Source organism: Clostridium sp. D53t1_180928_C8, assembly GCF_015667795.1.
Lineage (GTDB): Bacteria > Bacillota > Clostridia > Clostridiales > Clostridiaceae > Clostridium.
This window is the reverse complement of record NZ_JADPEL010000014.1, coordinates 1-20082: the sequence shown is the minus strand read 5'-3', so window position 1 is coordinate 20082 and position 20082 is coordinate 1. Positions and strand designations below refer to the sequence as shown.

General features: G+C 30.0%; 17 protein-coding genes, 1 riboswitch and 1 other annotated feature. Of the genes, 14 read left to right on the top strand and 3 right to left on the bottom strand.

Annotated features, from left to right (window positions below; translation table 11 throughout):
• Positions 1 to 35: 35 nt before the first annotated feature.
• The gene (locus tag I4V51_RS10740; RefSeq protein ID WP_195988435.1) at positions 36 to 1211 is read right to left on the bottom strand and encodes a class I SAM-dependent rRNA methyltransferase; all 1176 of its coding nucleotides are present in this window, start codon (positions 1209 to 1211) and stop codon (positions 36 to 38) included.
• 434 nt (positions 1212 to 1645) lie between these two features.
• On the opposite strand from I4V51_RS10740, the gene I4V51_RS10735 reads away from it, so the two are divergent.
• The 7 genes from I4V51_RS10735 to I4V51_RS10705 all read left to right on the top strand — a co-directional run bounded on the left by I4V51_RS10735 (position 1646) and on the right by I4V51_RS10705 (position 8827).
• Positions 1646 to 3667 (top strand): ABC transporter substrate-binding protein, encoded by a 2022-nt coding sequence (locus tag I4V51_RS10735; protein ID WP_195988434.1) that lies wholly within the window; start codon positions 1646 to 1648, stop codon positions 3665 to 3667.
• Positions 3668 to 3807: 140 nt separating this feature from the next.
• On the top strand, positions 3808 to 4776 hold the full coding sequence (locus tag I4V51_RS10730) for an ABC transporter permease (RefSeq protein WP_195988433.1): 969 nt from the start codon (positions 3808 to 3810) through the stop codon (positions 4774 to 4776).
• Positions 4777 to 4787: 11 nt separating this feature from the next.
• Entirely contained in the window at positions 4788 to 5804 is a 1017-nt protein-coding gene (locus tag I4V51_RS10725; protein WP_195988432.1) for an ABC transporter permease, read from the top strand.
• A gap of 151 nt (positions 5805 to 5955) precedes the next feature.
• The gene (locus I4V51_RS10720) at positions 5956 to 6951 is read left to right on the top strand and encodes an ABC transporter ATP-binding protein (RefSeq protein ID WP_347708659.1); all 996 of its coding nucleotides are present in this window, start codon (positions 5956 to 5958) and stop codon (positions 6949 to 6951) included.
• A gap of 20 nt (positions 6952 to 6971) precedes the next feature.
• Positions 6972 to 7949 (top strand): dipeptide ABC transporter ATP-binding protein, encoded by a 978-nt coding sequence (locus I4V51_RS10715; RefSeq protein ID WP_195988431.1) that lies wholly within the window; start codon positions 6972 to 6974, stop codon positions 7947 to 7949.
• Between the two features lie 104 nt (positions 7950 to 8053).
• Positions 8054 to 8293, top strand: coding sequence for a GIY-YIG nuclease family protein (locus I4V51_RS10710; protein ID WP_195988430.1), 240 nt, complete (start codon positions 8054 to 8056; stop codon positions 8291 to 8293).
• 30 nt (positions 8294 to 8323) lie between these two features.
• On the top strand, positions 8324 to 8827 hold the full coding sequence (locus I4V51_RS10705; protein ID WP_195988429.1) for a GNAT family N-acetyltransferase: 504 nt from the start codon (positions 8324 to 8326) through the stop codon (positions 8825 to 8827).
• A 201-nt stretch (positions 8828 to 9028) separates the two neighbouring features.
• On the opposite strand, the gene I4V51_RS10700 is transcribed toward I4V51_RS10705, so the two are convergent.
• Positions 9029 to 9241: a (2Fe-2S)-binding protein gene (locus tag I4V51_RS10700; RefSeq protein ID WP_195988428.1), complete on the bottom strand. Its 213-nt coding sequence runs from the start codon at positions 9239 to 9241 to the stop codon at positions 9029 to 9031.
• A gap of 241 nt (positions 9242 to 9482) precedes the next feature.
• Positions 9483 to 9726 (top strand) — a binding site (T-box leader).
• Between the two features lie 96 nt (positions 9727 to 9822).
• Here I4V51_RS10700 and ileS point away from each other — a divergent pair.
• Both ileS and I4V51_RS10690 read left to right on the top strand, forming a co-directional pair.
• Entirely contained in the window at positions 9823 to 12933 is a 3111-nt protein-coding gene (gene ileS / locus I4V51_RS10695; protein WP_195988427.1) for an isoleucine--tRNA ligase, read from the top strand.
• 183 nt (positions 12934 to 13116) lie between these two features.
• Positions 13117 to 14115 (top strand): LacI family DNA-binding transcriptional regulator, encoded by a 999-nt coding sequence (locus tag I4V51_RS10690; RefSeq protein WP_195988426.1) that lies wholly within the window; start codon positions 13117 to 13119, stop codon positions 14113 to 14115.
• A gap of 271 nt (positions 14116 to 14386) precedes the next feature.
• Here I4V51_RS10690 and I4V51_RS10685 read toward each other — a convergent pair whose 3' ends face one another.
• Entirely contained in the window at positions 14387 to 14572 is a 186-nt protein-coding gene (locus tag I4V51_RS10685) for a hypothetical protein (protein WP_195988425.1), read from the bottom strand.
• 185 nt (positions 14573 to 14757) lie between these two features.
• Between I4V51_RS10685 and I4V51_RS10680 the strand changes: the two genes are divergently transcribed.
• From I4V51_RS10680 to I4V51_RS10660, 5 genes are all read left to right on the top strand, one after another.
• Positions 14758 to 15333 carry a nucleoside recognition domain-containing protein gene (locus I4V51_RS10680; protein ID WP_195988424.1) on the top strand — a complete coding sequence of 192 codons (576 nt, stop codon included), beginning with the start codon at positions 14758 to 14760 and terminating at the stop codon, positions 15331 to 15333.
• Positions 15334 to 15351: 18 nt separating this feature from the next.
• Positions 15352 to 15876 (top strand): nucleoside recognition domain-containing protein, encoded by a 525-nt coding sequence (locus I4V51_RS10675; protein ID WP_195988423.1) that lies wholly within the window; start codon positions 15352 to 15354, stop codon positions 15874 to 15876.
• Between the two features lie 261 nt (positions 15877 to 16137).
• A complete protein-coding gene (locus tag I4V51_RS10670; protein WP_243281481.1) occupies positions 16138 to 16578 on the top strand; it encodes an ACT domain-containing protein in 441 nt (146 codons plus the stop codon).
• A 20-nt stretch (positions 16579 to 16598) separates the two neighbouring features.
• Positions 16599 to 17858 carry an aminopeptidase P family protein gene (locus I4V51_RS10665; protein ID WP_195988421.1) on the top strand — a complete coding sequence of 420 codons (1260 nt, stop codon included), beginning with the start codon at positions 16599 to 16601 and terminating at the stop codon, positions 17856 to 17858.
• A gap of 79 nt (positions 17859 to 17937) precedes the next feature.
• Positions 17938 to 18112, top strand: a riboswitch (Lysine riboswitch).
• 126 nt (positions 18113 to 18238) lie between these two features.
• Complete coding sequence (locus I4V51_RS10660; protein WP_347708658.1) at positions 18239 to 19954, top strand: Na+/H+ antiporter NhaC family protein; 1716 nt, start codon at positions 18239 to 18241, stop codon at positions 19952 to 19954.
• Positions 19955 to 20082: the final 128 nt, after the last annotated feature.

Here is a 20082-nt window from a genome sequence, read left to right as displayed (position 1 = left end):
AAGAGTTTCTACATTAAATTATCACTTAATTAATCTTAAACTACTTGGAATATAAAGAATTTTAAGTAGTATGATTCATCAGAATTCCAAAGAATTGGATGGTCTGAACTTTGAGTTCTAACTTCAATTTGTCTTAATGTTTTTCTTGCATCATGAGCAGCTTCAAGTACGGTTTTCTTTAATTGTTCTTCACTCATATAATGAGAGCATGAACAAGTAGCAAAATACCCTCCAGATTTAACCATCTTTAATCCTCTAAGATTAATTTCTTTATAACCTCTAATTGCAGCATTAACAGTATTTCTAGATTTAGTAAATGCAGGAGGATCTAAAATAACAACATCATATTGCTTACCTTCTCTTGACCAATCTCCAAGAACATCGAAAGCATTATGGCATTCAAATTTAACTGTATCTTGTAGGTTATTTAGCTCTGCATTTCTTGTTGCACAGTCTACTGCATGTTGAGATACATCAATTCCTAAAACTGATTTTGCACCCGCAATACCTGCATTTAAGGCAAATGAACCAGTATGAGTAAAGCAATCTAAAACATCTCTACCTTTACAAATTTTATGCATTGCAGCTCTATTTTCTTTTTGATCTAAAAAGAATCCTGTTTTTTGACCATTTTCTAAATCAACTATGTATTTAACTCCATTTTCAATAATTTCAACATTAGTATCAAAGGCTGGGGTTAAGAAGCCTTTAGTTTGTTCTAAGCCTTCAATTTCTCTAGTTTTTATATCACTTCTTTCATATACACCTTTAGCATTGTATTCTTCCACTAATATTTTAACTATTAAGTCTCTATATTTATCCATTCCTAAAGTAGAAATTTGTATTACATAATAATCCTCAAATTTATCTACAGTTAATCCAGGAAGAAAATCTGCTTCTCCAAATATAAATCTGCAAGAAGAAGTGTCAATGACAGTTTTTCTGTAATCCCATGCAGCAGCAAATCTTTTTTTGAAGAAAGCTTCATCTATTTCTTCATTTATATCCCTTGTCATTATTCTAATTGTTATTTTACTTTTATCGTTTATGTAACCTTTACCTATGAAGTAATTTTTATGATTATATACTTCAACTATGTCTCCATTTTCATAGTCACCATCATATTCATTTATTTCATCTATGTATATCCAAGGACGACCTTGCTCAGCTCTTTTATTTTTTCCTTTATGTAAGAAAAATTTACTACTCATTATTTACATCTCCTTATTTTAAATCTTATAAAATTATAACATAACTATTAAATAACAGTGTAAATTTTACTTATAAAATAATTTACTATTTCTATATGTAAATTAATATAAAATTTGTAATAAATAGATAAAAATATATGAATTTCGTAATGAGAACTTATATTAAAATAATAAAATTTGATTTTTAAATAGGTTATGACAGTAAAATGATTAAAAAGATAAAAAAATAGTGAATAAAGTGTTAAAAAAAATAGGGATTGATAATTGACTTAATAAAAAACCTATGATATATTTAACAATATATAAAATGTAATAAACTGTAATATAATAAAGTAAATTACAAAAAAGGAACAAAATTATTGGGGGATAATTTCTATAAGGTTTTTATAGATTATTATATAAATTTTAGAAATATAAAAAGGGGGAAATTTATTATGAAAAGAAAGATACTTGCAGTATTATTATCGGCCACTATGTTACTAACTGTAGCAGGGTGTGGTAATAGTAAAAGCAATGAAGGAAGTAGTACGGATAATGGAACTACTAGCAGTAGCAGCAGTAATACATTAGTTATCGGTACTCAAACATTTAATGGAGTATTTAATCCATTCTTTTACACATCAGCTTATGATGCACAAGCATTTGAAACAGTTTTTACACAGGTTTGTGAAAGAGATGAAAATAATGAATTGATAGATAAGGCTGGTAGTATAAGTTCAGAAGAAGTAACAGCAGAGGATGGAAGTGTACAAACTTTATATACTATTAAGTTAAAAGATGGAATGACATACCATGATGGAAAGCCTGTAACTATTGATGACTTAATATTTTCTTATTATGTATATGCAGACCCTACATATGATGGAATGTCATCATTTGTTTCAGCAGTAGATATTGTAGGAATGAAGGAATATTATTATGATGATGCTAATTATTCAACAAAAGTAGCAGAAATCAATGCTCAAGCTGCTGAAAAAGCTGGAAATGAAGAAAGCTTTATGCAATTTTTAATTGAATCAAATTGCGATGGTTGGTATGCAGGGGATCCAAATGGAGATCCAGGAGATGGAACAACTTTCGTTGAGTACTTAAAAAATGAAGGTTATGATGCTGATAGCGTTGCATCTGATAGTGATAAATTCTTAGAATTATTAGCTAAATGTGAATATGAGAAATATAAAGATAACTATGATGCAGTTTCATGGTGGGTAAGTAAATTATCTGAGGATTATATAAATGCAGGTCTTGCAGATGGGATTGATGTTGAAACAATTACTGGTATAACAAAAGTTGATGATTTAACTTGTACAGTATTGGTAAATGGAGTAAATATTACAGCAGATCGTCAATTAACTTTAAACCCTATAACTCCAAAGCATTACTATGATGCTGAATTTACTAAAGGGGATTTATCAAAAATAAAATCTAAGAATGATTCACCAATGGGATCTGGTCCATACAAATGGGTTGGATATGACAATAACGTTGTATCTGTTACTAAATTTGATGATTATTTTTTAGGTACTCCTAAAATTGAAAATATTAAATATCAAGTAGTTGATGAAGAGCAAAAAGTAAATGCTGTTATTTCAGGTGATATTGATATCACTGATCCAAGTGCTTCTTTAGAGATAATGGAAGAATTGGAAGCTAACGAAATTAAATACTCTTTGATTGGTAATCCAGGTTATGGATACATTGCAATTTCTGCCAAGAGAATTCCAGATTTAAAAGTTCGTGAAGGTTTAATGCATTTAATGACTAGAGAACAAGCCATTGCTACTTATTATGGTGAATTAGCAGAAGTTATTGAAAGACCAATGACTCCAACATTAGCTGAATATCCACAAGATGCTAAGGAATATTGGGGATATGATAAAGATAAGGCATTAGAATGTTTCAAAGAGGCTGGATACGAGCAAGTTAATGGCAAATTAGTTAAGGATGGAAAACAATTAAGCGTTGAAGTTGGTATCGGTAGTGCAGCATCTCATCCATCTACACCAATATTAACTCAAATGAAATCAGATATGGAGGAATTAGGAGCTGAATTAATTGTTAGTGACCTTGACTTCTCAATTTTAAATAATCGTCAACAAAATGATGATATAGATATGTGGGTTATGGCTTGGGGTAATTCTACTGACTGTGATTTAACTCAATTATTCGGTAGTGAATTCGTAAAAGCTGGTGGTTCTAATAGAACTTGGGTACAAGATGAAAAAGTAGATGATTTATTAAAACAAGTAATGCAGACTCTTGATTTTGATGAAAGAAAAGCATTAGTAAAAGAAGAGTTAGATCAAATTATGAGTTGGGCTACTTATATGCCAGTTTACCAACGTAAAAACTTATGGATTTACAACGGGAATACAGTTAATGTAGATACAATTCCAGAAAATACTTCAACTTACTATAACTATGTAAATGAAATTCATTTATTAGAGTTAAAGTAGTTCTATAGTATTTAGGTATGAGGATGTTTTAATTAGCATCCTCATATTTTGATATATATGAATTGAAATTAGATAGTTATAGAGCTTATTAATTATGTTTAATATTTTAATAATTTTAATATAAACGAAAGAGGTGTATTATGAAGCAATATATTATACGTCGTGTGTTAATTAGTATTGTAGTTCTTTTTGGAGTATCTTTTTTAATCTATGGAATATTACGTTCTATGCCTGGAGATTTTGTTGAGCAAATGACTTCAGGAAATCCTAGTATAACTGCAGAGCAAAAAGAATTATTGAGAGAATCTTATGGTTTAAATGGTGGTGTTATTGAAGGGTATGTGAGTTGGATTAAAAATGCTATTAAAGGTGATTTTGGAATATCTTTTCTTTATTCAAAGCCTGTTACAGAGGTAATATCAAGTAGAATGTGGACATCATTTTCGTTAGCAGCAATAGCGTTTGTTATAGAGCTTTGTATTGCTATTCCATTAGGAATTATATCAGCAACTAAACAATATACAAAAACGGATTATGCTATAGTTTTTTTAGCTTTAGCAGGTATATCTTTACCAAGTTTCTTTTTAGCAGCAGTATTACAAAGAATTTTTGCAATGGGATTAGGTTGGTTACCTTTATCAGGTATGGTTACAGCTAGAGAAAACTTTACAGGATTTAGATTGACATTAGATATTGGATATCATTTTATTCTTCCTATTACAGTATTTGCGATTATAGGTATGGGTAGTTGGTTAAGATATGTTAGAACTAATATGTTAGAAGTTTTAAATGCTGATTATATAAGAACTGCACGTGCAAAAGGATTATCAGAACATAAAGTTATATATAAACATGGATTTAGAAACACATTAATTCCAATAGTAACATTCATTGGTGGTACAATACCAAGTCTATTTGCTGGAGCTATTATAGCTGAAGGTATATTCTCAATTCCTGGTTTAGGAAAAGCTGCACTTGATGCAGTTAATAGTAAGGATTTACCTTTCTTAATGGGATATTTAATGTTTATGGCAGTACTTACGCTAGTTGGAACATTAATTTCTGATATCCTGTATGCAGTAGTTGATCCGAGAGTTAGATATAATTAGGAGGGGTTTTGATGTTAACTTCAGAGGAAATTAAAAATACAAATCAAGCTAATCAAGAAGAACAAGATATATTTGAACAAAATCAAATAATTCAAACTCCAGGTCAATTAATAATGAAAAGATTTTTAAGAAATAAACTAGCTATTTTAGGAGTATGTATTATTTTAGCGATTTCTCTTTTCTCATTTGTAGGACCTTTTTTTTCACCTTACGGAGAATATGAAATATTTTATATAAATCAAACAAATGGTCAAGAAATAAGAATGACAGATACAGATAAGATTAAAGAAAAAAATGTAGGTGTTAATGTTAAGGCACCTATGTCAATAGCTCATCCATTAGGAACGGATGCGGATGGACGTGATGTATTAACTAGGCTTATGTATGGAGGAAGAATATCTCTTGTATTTAGTGTTGTTGTAACAATAATAGAGTTATTGCTAGGAGTAACTCTAGGAGGTGTAGCAGGATACTATGGTGGGAAAATAGATATGATAATTATGAGATTGGTAGATATCTTTTACTGTATACCATTTTTCCCATTAATGTTAGTTACAGCATCATTAATGTCTGCCTTTGGAATTAAGCCACAATCAAAAATTTATTTTTTAATGATAGTAATGGGGGTATTTAACTGGTCTGGTGTTGCTAGAATGGTGCGTGGCCAAATACTATCTATTCGTGAAATGGATTATATGCAAGCAGCAGAGGCTTGTGGACTTAGTGTACCACGTAAAATATTTAAACACTTAATACCAAATGTTACTCCAGTAATTATTGTAATGGCAACTATGGACCTTGGTTCATTTATATTAACGGAATCTGCACTAAGTTTCTTAGGAGTAGGACTTGCATTCCCATATGCTTCATTAGGTAATATGGTTAACGCAGTTAATAGTTCTATAATAATGAAAAATTATTTAAATATCTGGTTACCACCAGGAATATTAATTTTATTTATAGTTATGGCATTTAACTTTATTGGTGATGGTTTACGTGATGCATTTGATCCAAGGATGAAAAGGTAGGTGAGCTTAGATGGAAATGACAAAAAAAGAATTTAATAAGCAACAAAAAGCTAAAATGAAAGAAATTAAAAAATTCAATGCTAAGATGTATAAAAAGTATAATAAAGAAAAGAAAATTAAGAATGTGCCAGAGTCTTATTATACAACTACTATGAGTGATGAAAATAATATATTAGAGTTTAACAATTTACAAACTCATTTCTTTACTGATACTGGAACTGTAAAAGCCGTCGATGGTGTGTCTTTTAGTATTCCTAAAGGAGCAACAGTAGGTGTTGTTGGGGAATCAGGTTGTGGAAAATCTGTAACAAGCTTATCTATAATGAGATTATTACAGGGACCACAAGGTCAAATCGTAGGTGGGGAAATAAAATTTAATTGTAAAAATAGAGGAAAAGCAATAGATATTACTAAATTGCCTTTAACAGAAATGCAAAAAATTCGTGGAAATGAAATTTCAATGATTTTCCAAGAACCTATGTCAAGTTTAAATCCTGTATTTACTATAGGGGATCAATTAGCTGAACCAATAGTGTTACATAATCCAAAAATGAAAAAGGATGAAGTTAATACAAAGGTAATTGATTTATTAAAATTAGTAGGTATAGCTAATCCAGAAGGAATAGTTAAGAGATATCCCCATGAACTAAGTGGAGGAATGAAGCAAAGAATAGTAATTGCAATGGCGTTATCTTGTAATCCACAATTAATTGTTGCTGATGAGCCGACTACTGCTCTTGATGTTACTATTCAAGCACAGGTTTTAGAGTTACTTCATGATTTAAAGTGTAAAATTAATGCCTCTATTATGCTTATTACTCATGATCTTGGAGTTGTGGCTAGTATGTGTGATTATGTTGTAGTTATGTATGCTGGTAGAGTTATTGAAAAGGGAACAGTACATGAAATATTTAAAGATCCTAAACATCCTTATACAATAGGATTAATAAAATCATTACCAAGTATGAATTCAGAAAATGAAAAATTATATTCTATTCCAGGAAATGTTCCTAATCCAATTAATATGCCAAATCATTGCTACTTTAAAAATCGTTGTGATGAATGTTTTGAAACATGTTTTGGTGATTATCCTTCTATGAAGAAAATAACAGAAACGCATGAAGTAAGCTGTCATCTTTACGAGTAGGGCAGAAAGGGAGGTAAAATATGAGTAACGAAAATATTTTAGAAGTTAGAAATTTAAAGAAACACTTTCCTATAAAAGCCGGAGTATTTCAACACGTTGTTGGACATGTTAAATCAGTAGATGGTGTATCTTTTGATATAAAAAGGGGACAAACATTTGGTTTAGTAGGTGAATCAGGATGTGGTAAAACTACAACAGGTAGAACCATATTAAGATTAACAGAGCCTACTGAAGGTGAAGCAATATTAAATGGAAAAGATATTTTTAAAATGTCTAAAAAGGAACTTCAAAAAATTAGGCCAGAAGTTCAAATTATTTTCCAAGATCCATATTCTTCATTAGATCCACGTATGCCAGTAGGTGAAATTATTGGTGAAGCAGTTAGAGCTCACAACATAGTTCCAAAAGAACAATACAGAGATTATATAATGCAAATAATGAAGGATTGTGGTTTAAGACCTTATCATATTGATCGTTATCCACATGAGTTTTCAGGAGGACAACGTCAACGTATATGTATTGCGCGTGCATTAGCTCTTAATCCAAGCTTAATAATTGCTGATGAGCCTGTAAGTGCGTTGGACGTGTCTATTCAAGCGCAGATAATAAATCTTATGAAAGAACTTCAAGAAAAGAGAGGAATATCTTATCTTTTCATATCACATGATTTATCAGTAGTAAAATATATTTCTGATGTTATTGGTGTAATGTATTTAGGAAATTTAGTTGAAATGGCACCTAAGGATGAGTTATTTAAAAGTCCAATGCATCCATATACAAAGGCATTATTAAGTGCAGTTCCAGTTCCGGATCCTGATGTAAAGATGGATAGAACTATATTAGAAGGTGACCTACCATCACCTGCAAATCCGCCAGTTGGATGTAAATTTAATACTCGTTGCCCAGAGTGTATGGATATATGTAAAAAAGAGCAACCTGAATTAAAATTAAAGAAGAATGGTCATAAAATAGCATGTCATTTATATGATAATGAATAACTTAAATATAATGATATAAAAAGTCGCAGGAAAGTCTGTGGCTTTTTGTTTTAGTGACAATGTATAATTTATATATAATAAATTTATAGATAGGTAGATTAAGTATGAATTATGTTTATATTTTACGATGTGGTGATAATAGCTTATATACTGGATGGACAAATGATTTAGATAAAAGAGTACAAAAGCATTTGTCAGGAAAAGGTGCAAAATATACAAGGGCTAGATTACCGGTAGAATTAGTTTATTTTGAGGAATATGAAGATAAAATAGAAGCCATGAAAAGGGAGTATGCTATTAAACAGCTAAAAAGAAAGGAGAAGTTAATGTTAATAGAGAAGTAAAAAAATAGTTTAATTTTAGGAGGTAAAACTATGGATATAAAAATAAGAGCAATAAGAGTGGAAGATGCAGAAGGACTTAATGAATTAAGAGTTATGGAGGGTGTAAGGGAAAATATACTAGGAATAACCAGTGAAAGAATAAATAAAAGTAAAAATTTTATTGAAAATTTAAGTAATGATGCACATATTTATATAGCAGAGGTAATAGAAAATGGACAAAAAAAGATAGTTGGAACAGTAGGATTACATGGTGCTCAAAGTCCTAGACTTAGGCATTCTGCTAGTATAGGAATTATGGTACATAAGGATTATCAAGGAAAAGGTATTGGTAAGAAACTTATGGAAACAGTTATTGATTTAGCAGATAATTGGCTTATGCTTAAAAGGTTAGAATTGGGCGTATTTACAGATAATATTAGGGCATTAAAGCTATATAAAGCTTTTGGATTTGAAATTGAGGGAACTAAAAAGCTTTCAGCAATAAGAAATGGAGAATATATAGATGAATATATAATGGGGAGAATTAAAAAGTAAAATTTAAAATAATATGGTATAGAAAAAACGTAAAATGCAAATACTATTAAGATATCAAAGTAGATGAATTCTGAAGATTATACTGCTAAAGATGAAGTGATAAATGAAGTTGATAGTTCATCTTTAATTTTTAATAAAAAAACCACTTACAATGTAAGTGGTTTAAATCGTTAAACTTATAGGGGAGTTTTGGATTGGGTATTATTTTGAATAATCGTTAATTAAATTCTGAATCTTTGATTTACATCTAAATCCATGACAACTTCCAGTGCATGAACCAGTTATTTTAGAAACCTCATCAACAGTATGGGCACCATTTTTTATAGCTTCTTTAATTTTTGCTCTGGATATAGATTTACAAGTGCAAACTTTAGTTATCTTATCAAGGATATCAGCATTTAAATTGTTTTCCATAACAGATCCTCCAAAATACAAAGATATTAGGAAACACAAAAATTAATTATTAGGTAAATTAATTTTTGAGTAATACGTTTCAACAACTATATTAAATCATAGTATACTAAAATAGTCAACAATAAATATTAAATAATAATTATTATTGTTTGAATAAAAGAGAAGAGTGAAAAATGAAGAACTAAAATAAAATTTTGGATGCAATTGACAACTTATAATTAATTAATATATAATAAATTCATTAAAGACTATGATTAGGATAAGTACTTTAGTTTATTCTTTTAAGAGAGTGATTGTTTGGTGTGAAATCATAAGATAACTTAAGGAAAATCACCTAGGAGTTTGAGGCTGAAAGTTATTACAATTAAGCTATCACGTTAGCCCGCGTTAAGGGATAGGGTATGAAAGTATCTGAAATATGGCTCATAGAATAGGTATGAGTTTATTAACCTTAGGTGGTATAGCGAATTCACTTCGTCCTTTTGGGATGGAGTTTTTTTTATTTTCAGAACAAAGGATTAAAATATGTCTTTAAGAGAATAATTTAAATAGTTAATAACTATAGAGAAAGGAGAATTCTTATGTACAAAAAAGTAGAATTACCAAATGGTTTTGTTGGTCTTGAAAAAGAAGTAGCAAATCTTTGGACTGCAAGAAATGTTATAAAAAAGAATTTTGATATGAATCAAGATGGTGAATATTTCACTTTCTATGATGGACCTCCAACAGCTAATGGTAGACCACATGTTGGACACGTATTAACAAGAGTTATGAAAGATATTATCCCAAGATATAAGGTTATGAAGGGATATAAGGTTATAAGAAAAGCTGGATGGGATACTCATGGGCTTCCAGTAGAGCTTGAAATAGAAAAGAAGCTTGGTATTTCAGGTAAAGAGCAAATCGAAGAATACGGAGTAGAAAAGTTCGTTAAAGAATGTAAAGAAAGCGTATTTACATACGTTAGTATGTGGGAAAAAATGACTAATCAAATTGGATATTGGGTTGATATGGAACATCCATATGTTACTTATCACAATCCATATATTGAATCAGTTTGGTGGGCATTAAAACAAATGTGGGATAAAGGTCTTTTATATGAAGGACATAAAGTAATGCCTTACTGCCCAAGATGTGGTACTGCATTATCATCTCATGAAGTTGCACAAGGATATAAGGATGTTAAGGACTTAACTTGTATAGCTAAATTTAAAGTTGTAGGAGAAGAAAACAAGTATATATTGGCTTGGACAACAACTCCTTGGACATTACCTTCAAACTTAGCTTTATGTATAAACAAAGCTTATACTTATATAGAAGCAAAAGTTGGGGAAGAAACATTAATATTAGCTAAAGATTTAGCTAATAAAGTTTTAGGGGAAGATTACGAAGTAGTTAGAGAATTCCAAGGAACAGAATTATTAGGAACTAAATATGAACAATTAATGCCTTTTGGTAAAGTTGAAGGAAAAGCATTTGAAGTAATACATGGTGATTACGTTACTTTATCAGATGGTACTGGTATAGTTCATATAGCACCTGCATACGGTGAAGATGATAGTTTAGTAGCTAAGGCTAACGGAATTACTTTCATTAACTTAGTTGATAGAGAAGGTAGATTCGTAGAAGAAGTTACTCCATGGGCTGGAAAGTTTGTTAAGAAATGTGATGAAAGCATTTGTAAGTGGTTAGAAGAGAATAATAAGTTATTTAAATCTGAAAAGCACCTACACTCTTATCCACACTGTTGGAGATGTGACACACCACTTCTTTACTATCCAAAGGAAAGCTGGTTTGTTGCAATGACTACGCTTAGAGATAAGCTTTTAGAAAATAATAATAAAATTAACTGGTATCCTGATAACATTAGAACAGGTAGATTTGGTAAGTTCTTAGAAAATGTTATTGACTGGGGTATTTCAAGAGATAGATACTGGGGAACACCACTTCCAATATGGAACTGTGAATGCGGACATAAAGAATGTATAGGAAGCATTGCAGAACTTAAAGAAAAGGGAGTTAATGTACCAGAAGAGATCGAATTACACAAACCATATATAGATAATGTTCACTTAAACTGTGAAAAATGTGGTAAAGAAATGACAAGAACTAATGAAGTTATTGACTGTTGGTTTGATTCAGGTTCAATGCCATTTGCACAATTACATTATCCATTTGAAAATAAAGAATTATTTGAAGAAAACTATCCAGCTCAATTTATATCAGAAGCTGTTGACCAAACAAGAGGATGGTTCTATACTTTATTAGCAATCTCAACTGCTATATTTGATAGAAACCCATTTGAAAACTGTATAGTTTTAGGTCACGTTCTTGACAAGAAGGGATTAAAGATGTCAAAATCTAAAGGAAATGTTGTAGATCCATTTACAGTGTTAGACTCTCAAGGGGCTGATGCAACAAGATGGCACTTCTATACTGCAAGTGCTCCATGGTTACCTACAAGATTCTCAATAGATGACGTTGGTGAAGCAGGAAGAAAGTTCATGGGAACTTTATGGAATGTTTACTCATTCTACGTTTTATATGCAGAATTAGATCAATTTAATCCATTAAACTATTCTGATTTTGTTTCAGAAAATGTTATGGATAAATGGGTTATGTCTAAGTTAAATACTTTAGTTAAAGATGTAGATTCTATGTTAGATTCATATCAAATAACTCAAGCTGCATTAGCTATTGAAGATTTTACTGATGAGTTATCAAACTGGTATGTAAGAAGAAATAGAGGAAGATACTGGTCTGAAGAGTTAACTGATGATAAGATTGGTGCATATGTAACTTTATATAGAGTATTAACAACTTTAATTAAAGTAGCAGCTCCATTCGTTCCATTTATAACAGAAAATATTTATCAAAACTTAGTAGTTGGATTAGATAAAAATGCTCCAGAAAGCATTCACTTATGCAACTGGCCAGAAGTAAATGAAACTGCTATAGATAAGAACTTAGAAAAGGAAATGGACTTAGCTTACACAATAGTTAAGTTAGGAAGAAGTGCAAGAAATGGTGCTAATATTAAGAATAGACAGCCACTTTCTAAGATGCTTATTTCTACAGATTCACTTCCTGAATATTACGGAGATATAATAACAGATGAGTTAAATATTAAAGCTGTAGAATTTGGTGCAGATCTTTCTACTCATGTTAACTTTGAAATTAAGCCTAACCTACCTGTTTTAGGAAGAGCTTACGGTAAGTTAATACCAGGAATAAGAAAAGAAATAGCTGCAAGAAACCAAATGGAATTAGCTCAAACTATTCAAAATGGTGGAGTAGTAGTTATTAATGTTGATGGAACCGAGATTGAATTAAATAAGGAAAACTTATTAGTTACTATGCAAGGGCTAGAGGGTTATGCATTTGCTGGTGAAGGTTCAATTGGGGTTGTTTTAGATACACATATTTCTGAAGAACTTAGAGAAGAAGGTCACTTAAGAGAAATAATATCTAAGATTCAAAATATGAGAAAAGATAAAGGGTTTGAGGTTGCAGACAAAATTAAATTATATGTAGCAGATAATGAAATGTTATTAGATGTAATTAAAAAGTTTGCTGAAGTTATAAAGAAGGAAACCTTAACCCAAGAAATAGTTTACAATGAAGAAGTTGATTATACTGAAACAGTTATAAATGGCGAGAAGTTAAATATGACAGTAGAAGTTATTAAATAATTAAGGTCTTTATTATAAAGGGTAGGGATTAAGTAATAATTCCTACCCTTTTTTCAAACAATAATAGTATATTTTACAATTATGAAATATTGAATGTAAAAAGTAATTAAAATTATTGTATTAAATAGGAAAAAAAGGTATAATTAATAATTAAAATGAAAATGAAAATGGAGTGATGTTGATATGGCTACTTCTATAAAAGATGTTGCTAGAGAAGCTGGCGTTTCAATAGCTACGGTATCTAGAGTATTAAATGATATAGATGTTGTTAATGAAGATACTAAAAAGAAGGTATTAGATGCTATTAAAAAGTTAGGATATAGACCGAATATTGTAGCTAGAAGTTTAAAAACACAAAGAACGAAAACTGTAGGGATATTAGTTCCTGATATTTCAAGTGGATTCTACCCTGAAATAGTTAGAGGAGCAGAAGACGTTGCAAATATTTATGATTATAATGTAATATTATGTAATTCTGACTTTGATTATGATAAAGAAAAAGATTACTTAAGAGTACTTAAGGAAAAGATGGTTGATGGTGTTATCTACATGAGTTCTTGTTTAGAAGAAGAAACTTTAGATATAATAAATGAATTAGATTTAAAGACAGTTCTTGCAGAATCTAAGGATAAGGAAGGTAGATTACCAAGTGTAATTATCGATAATATACAAGCGTCATATGATGCCACTAAGAGTTTAATAGACAAAGGATTAAAAAATATTGCTTTTGTTGGTGTTAACAAGGATGCGTCTAATGCTTGGGGAGAAAGACATATAGGCTATGAAAAAGCCTTAGAAGAAAATGGGCTTTCTATTGATGAAGATTTAGCATTCTTTAAGGATTTAAAGGTTAAAAGTGGATATGAGGCTGTTGAAAGCTTTTTAGCTACTGGTAAAAAGTTTGATGGAGTAGTATGCTCATCAGATGAAATTGCTATGGGAGTAATTAATGCTTTAAGAGAAAATGGCTTAAAGGTTCCAGAGGATGTAAGTGTAATAGGGTTTAATGATAATGCTGTTGCTTCATACTTCTATCCAAAGATAACTACAGTTAAACAACCAAGTTATGATATGGGATCAGTTGCAATGAGAATGCTTATTAAAATATTAAATAATAAACCTTTAGAGCAAGATCAGTATGTATTAGATTATAAATTAATACAAAGAGAAAGCTCTAAGTAGTTTAATAACTACCTCTAATTAGAGGTAGTTATATTTTTTTATATAAATATGTTGAAATAACAGGAAAAAAATGATATAATTAAGATAATTTGATAACGTTTACTGGTAGCGATTATTTCTAAGTTGGGTACACAATCAATTAGGTATAGGTAATATTATTGGGAATTTGAGAATTAGGGTATAAGTTAGTTATCAAATATTCAAAAAATAATTGCTATATTAGTAGGTAGAATAAAAGAGGATAGATAAACTATCCTCTTTTTTCTTAATATTATAGAATTCCTTCAGTTTTTAATAAGCTCTCTAATTTTTGAACTTTTTCTGTTAAGGTAATAAACTTTTCTTTTATTATATTATTTTTTTCATTTCCTTCATTAATGCAGTTTTCCATTTCTTCTACAGCTTTTAATGCATCATCAATATCTTTTTGAGCTAATTTTAAATTTGATTCTTTCATTGACAAATCTCCTTTGTTAGGTAAATAAAACTTAGACGAAGTATCTTCTTTAAATTTGAAGATGTACCTTTAACTTACTAAATTAAAATTTAGAGTTTAAGTTATGTTGATATATTTATCCTATCACTAATAAATAGGCGTTGCAAGGCATATATTATAAAGAAAAATAAATAGGGGGAGAAAAGATGATTAACTATATATGGTTTGTAATGATTTTTTTAGGCTTAGTAGTTGGTATATTTACGGGAAATGGTGAGGGAGTATCAAATGCCATAATAGGATCTATAGATACTACAGTTACATTTATTATTGGACTTGTTGGATTAATGTGTTTTTGGTGTGGAGTTATGAAAGTTGCTCAAAATAGTGGATTTACAGAGAAGTTAGCCAAGCTTATGAAGCCTATATTAAAGCTTATTTTTAAGGATGCGGCTAAAGATGAAAAAGCATTAGGCGCAATAGTTATGAACATAACAGCAAATATGATGGGACTTGGAAATGCAGCTACTCCTTTTGGAATAAAAGCAATGGAAGAAATGGATAGATTAAATAAAGAAAAAGGTATAGCTAGCAATGATATGGCTTTGTTTTTGGTATTAAATGCTGCTTGTATTCAGTTAGTTCCATCAACAGTATTATCTATAAGGGCTGCAGCAGGCTCAACTAATCCTGGTGTAATAATACTTCCTGCAATAATATCTACTGGAATTGCAGCAATAGTAGGTATAATTTGTTGTAAAATAATGCAAAAGTATTTTTAATATTGTGGGGTGAGTTAAATGTTTAGTTATATTACAAAAAGTATTATACCTATAATAGTTTTAATTATTATTACTTATGGAATGATAAAAGGTAGAAAGGTTTATGATTGGTTCATAGAAGGGGCTAAAGAGGGATTAAAAGTATGTCTTAATATATTTCCTTATTTATTAGCCATGATAATAGCAGTTCAAATATTTAGAGAAGCAAAGCTATTAGACATGTTAAATAATGCTATTGCTCCTATTTGTGGATTAATAGATTTACCAAAGGAAGTTGTTCCTCTAGTGCTAATTAAGCCTCTTTCAGGAAGTGGAGCAATGGGGATTTTTACGGATATATTAAAAAATTATGGAGCAGACAGTGTTATAGGATTAGTTTCATCAGTTATTATGGGAACTACAGAGACAATATTTTATACTGTAACTGTATATTTTGGAGCTGTTAAAATAAAGAAAACAAGACATACAGTATGGGCTGCAGTTATGGCAGATATGACTGCAGTTATTATGGCTATACTTATGGTTAAAATATTAATATTATAATAGTTAAATAGAAGTGAGAAGAAAAATAAAATTTAAGGGACTAACGGCTAATTAAGATTGTTAATGTAGATTATGCTAATTTTGAAAGGAAACATCTTTTCCGAGTTAGTCAAAAATCTTAATTGGCTGAAGAACCTTAGATATAAATTGCTTTGCAATTTAACTATATTGTGATTGAGAGTTGGAAATGTAAAATTTTTAATGCACTGTAAAAGGTTTGGTTGTATAATATTACTAAAATAAATCGAATGGAGAATGATTATGGGGGAAGAAAAATTTTATATTGTAAATGAAAAATCATTACCAGAGATATTTAAAAAGGTAATTGAAGTAAAAGAGAATATTGAACTTGGAAAAGCAAAGGATATAAGTGAGGCTATAAAATTAGTTGGTATTAGTAGAAGTACATATTATAAATATAAGGATGATGTATTTTTAATGGCACAAGATATGCAATCTAAGAAGGTAACATTAATATTATTAATGACACATAAATCAGGAACATTATCTAAGGTCTTAGATTGTATAGCTTTTTATAAAGGAAATATATTAACTATAAATCAGGATATTCCAATAAACTTATCAGCCAATGTTACAGTTACTATTGATATTTCTCATATGGAAAAAAGCGTTAGCCAATTGGCAGCTAGATTAAATTCTTTACCTAATGTTAGAAGTGTAAAATTATTAGCAGCAGAGTAAATTTAAAAGGAGATAGGGCTATGAATAACAATATTTATAAAATTAATAGAAATAATCTTTTAGAGAAAATTAAGGATAATTCAATTGTTGTTTTATTTGCAGGAAAGGCAGTACAAAAGACAGGAGATCAAACATATCCATTTACTCCAAATAGAAATTTTTATTATTTAACTGGAATAAATGAAGAAGATCATATATTAGTTATGTCAAAAATTAATGGAGTTAAGACTTCTAAGCTTTATATAAAAGATATTGATTTAGAAATGGAAAAATGGGTAGGTAAGAGTATTAGGAAGGAAGAAGCAACTGAACTTACAGCAGTAGATGAAGTTAAGTTTAAAAGTCAATTTGAGTCTGATATGCATTCAATACTTACTATGGCAGAAGAAATAAATCTTTATTTAGACTTAGAAAGAATGAGTGCTAATAGAGAAGGAACAATTTCACATAGATTTGCAAATGATATCATGAATAAATATCCACAAGTTAGAATTAATAATGTTTATAGTAAAATTGGTGAATTAAGATTAAAAAAGTCTCAAGAGGAAGTAGAAAAAATTAAAAAGGCTATTGAAATAACTAAGAGTGGTATTGAAAAATTAATGGTTGAAGCACGTGTTGGAATGAAAGAATATGAATTAGAAGCATACTTTGATTTCAATTGTAAGGTGAAAGGTGCAACAGGCTTAGCTTTTACAACAATAGCTGCAGCAGGAAAAAATGCTACAACATTACATTATGTTGATAATAATTCAGAACTTAAAGAAGATGATTTAATTCTTTTTGATTTAGGAGCAGAATATAATTGTTACAATGCAGATATAACAAGAACCTTTCCTGTTAACGGTAAGTTTACTGAAAGACAAAAGGAAGTTTATAATTCGGTTTTAAAAGTAAATGAAGAAATTATTAATTTAATTGAGCCAGGAATGAAATATAAGGATGTTAATGCAAAGGCAACTGATTTGATTGCAGAGGAGTGTATAAAATTAGGACTTATTGAAGATAAAAAAGATGTTAGAAAATATTATTATCATAGTATAGGTCATAGTTTAGGTATGGATACTCATGATATAGAAACTCCACATAGAGATATAATTTTTGAGCCAGGAGTTATATTTACAGTTGAACCAGGCATATATATAGAGGAAGAAGGAATCGGAATAAGGATAGAGGATGATATATTAGTAACTGAAGATGGAGTTGTTAATTTATCTAAAGATATAATTAAATCAGCAGAAGATATTGAAAATTTTATGAATAAATATTCAAAAAAATAAATATAAAAAGTTATAAAATGGTATTGCAAATGTAATAAATTGATTATATAATCAGATTAAAAGATAAAAAAAGTGAATAACTTAGGGTAGAGGCGCGAAAGTTAATAGTATTATTGATGAGGAAAGCACTGTGATTCAATAAGAAAGGAGCAATCGCCGAAGCATACAACCGATGCTTTAAGGTTGTATAGCTGGGAGTACATAAAATATATGTACTACTGTCACAAAATGTTTTGTGGTGAGCTATCATTTAAGACTTGTATTTTTATACTATTTTAATGCATACAAGGCCTTGGGTGTTAACTCAAGGTCTTTTTTTATTTAGTTAATTTGGGGTACCCTTATTATTCGCTTTTATATTAATTAAGGGGGAAATAAAAGTGAAAAAAAGAAGTTATAAAGTATTATTACTCACAATGTTAATATTAGCATTCTCAACTACTATTGCATTTGCATCAGAAATTGAACCAGCGGCGGTAAATGCAGATAAGTTTGGAATTTGGACTTTGATACCACCATTAGTTGCAATAGTATTAGCATTTATAACAAAAAATGTTGTTATTTCGTTGTTTATAGGAATTTTATCTGGTAGTTTTTTAGTTAGTCTTGCGGGACATAATGTGTTTGGGGCATTTATACAAGCGTTTTTAGATTTTGTAAATAGAGCATTAAACTCTCTTGCAGATCCATGGAATGCAGGAATAGTTCTTCAAGTACTTGCTATCGGAGGAGTCATTAATTTAGTTGCTAAAATGGGTGGAGCAAAAGCTATAGCAGAAGCCTTAGCTAGAAAAGCTAAAACTGTTAAGAGTACTCAATTAACAACTTGGCTTTTAGGATTATGTGTATTCTTTGATGATTATGCAAATTCATTAATAGTAGGTCCAATAATGAGACCGGTAGCTGATAAGATGAAGATATCAAGAGAAAGATTAGCGTTTATAATAGATGCTACTGCAGCTCCAGTAGCTGGATTAGCTATTATATCAACTTGGATTGGATTAGAAGTTAGCTTAATTGGTGATGGATTTAACTCAATAGGTATAGAAGCTAGTGGGTTTGGAGTATTTCTTCAAACAATACCATATAGATTTTATAACATATTAATTCTTGCATTCATAGTAATTACAGCATTAACATTAAAGGAATTTGGACCTATGAGAAAAGCTGAAATTGCAGCAAGAAATAGAGATAAAGTAGTTAAAGATGAAATTGCTGTAGAAGCATCATCTCAAATGGATGAATTAGAACCAAAGGAAGGCGTTAAGCTTAGTATATGGAATGCTATAGTACCAATAGGAGCATTAATAATTTCTGCATTAGTAGCATTTTATTATAGTGGATATAGTTCAATAATGAGTGGAGATCCATCAGTTGCTCAAGAAATAATGATGAATTCACCATTTTCATTTAAAGGTATAATGGAGGCATTTGCAGCATCAGATGCATCTGTAGCATTATTCCAATCAGCTTTATTTGCTTCAATAGTTGCTATTTTAATGGGAGTTGCTAAAAAAATATTCACTTTAGGTGAAGCTATTGATGTTTGGGTTGATGGAATGAAAGGATTAATAATAACTGGAGTTATATTAATATTAGCTTGGTCATTAGGATCAGTAATTAAAGAACTTGGAACGGCATATTACTTAGTTGAGGTATTAAAAGGGGCAATACCGGCATTTTTATTACCAAGTTTAATATTTATATTAGGGGCTGTAATTTCATTTTCAACAGGAACTGCATATGGAACTATGAGTATATTAATGCCACTTGCAATACCGTTAGCACATTCAATAAATCCAGAAATGTCATTTGTAGTAGTTTGTACAAGTGCTGTATTAACAGGGGCTATATTTGGAGATCACTGTTCACCAATATCTGATACAACTATACTTTCTTCAATGGGTGCAGGTTGTAATCATATTGATCATGTCAAGACGCAAATGTGGTATTCATTATTTGTAGCAGCGATAACTATATTATTTGGATATATTCCAGCTGGTTTAGGTATATCAGTATATATAGTATTGCCACTTTCATTAATTGCGTTATACGTAGGGGTACAAATATTCGGTAAGAAGGTCGAAGAAGCTTAGGCAATAAGAAAATTAAATAAAAAGGGCTATATTAAAAGGTTGTGCAGAATTAACTGCCCCCTGTCAAGTAGACAGGGTAAATAATATAAAATTATGCTACTAAGGTGTGGCTTCTATATTCAATAGGA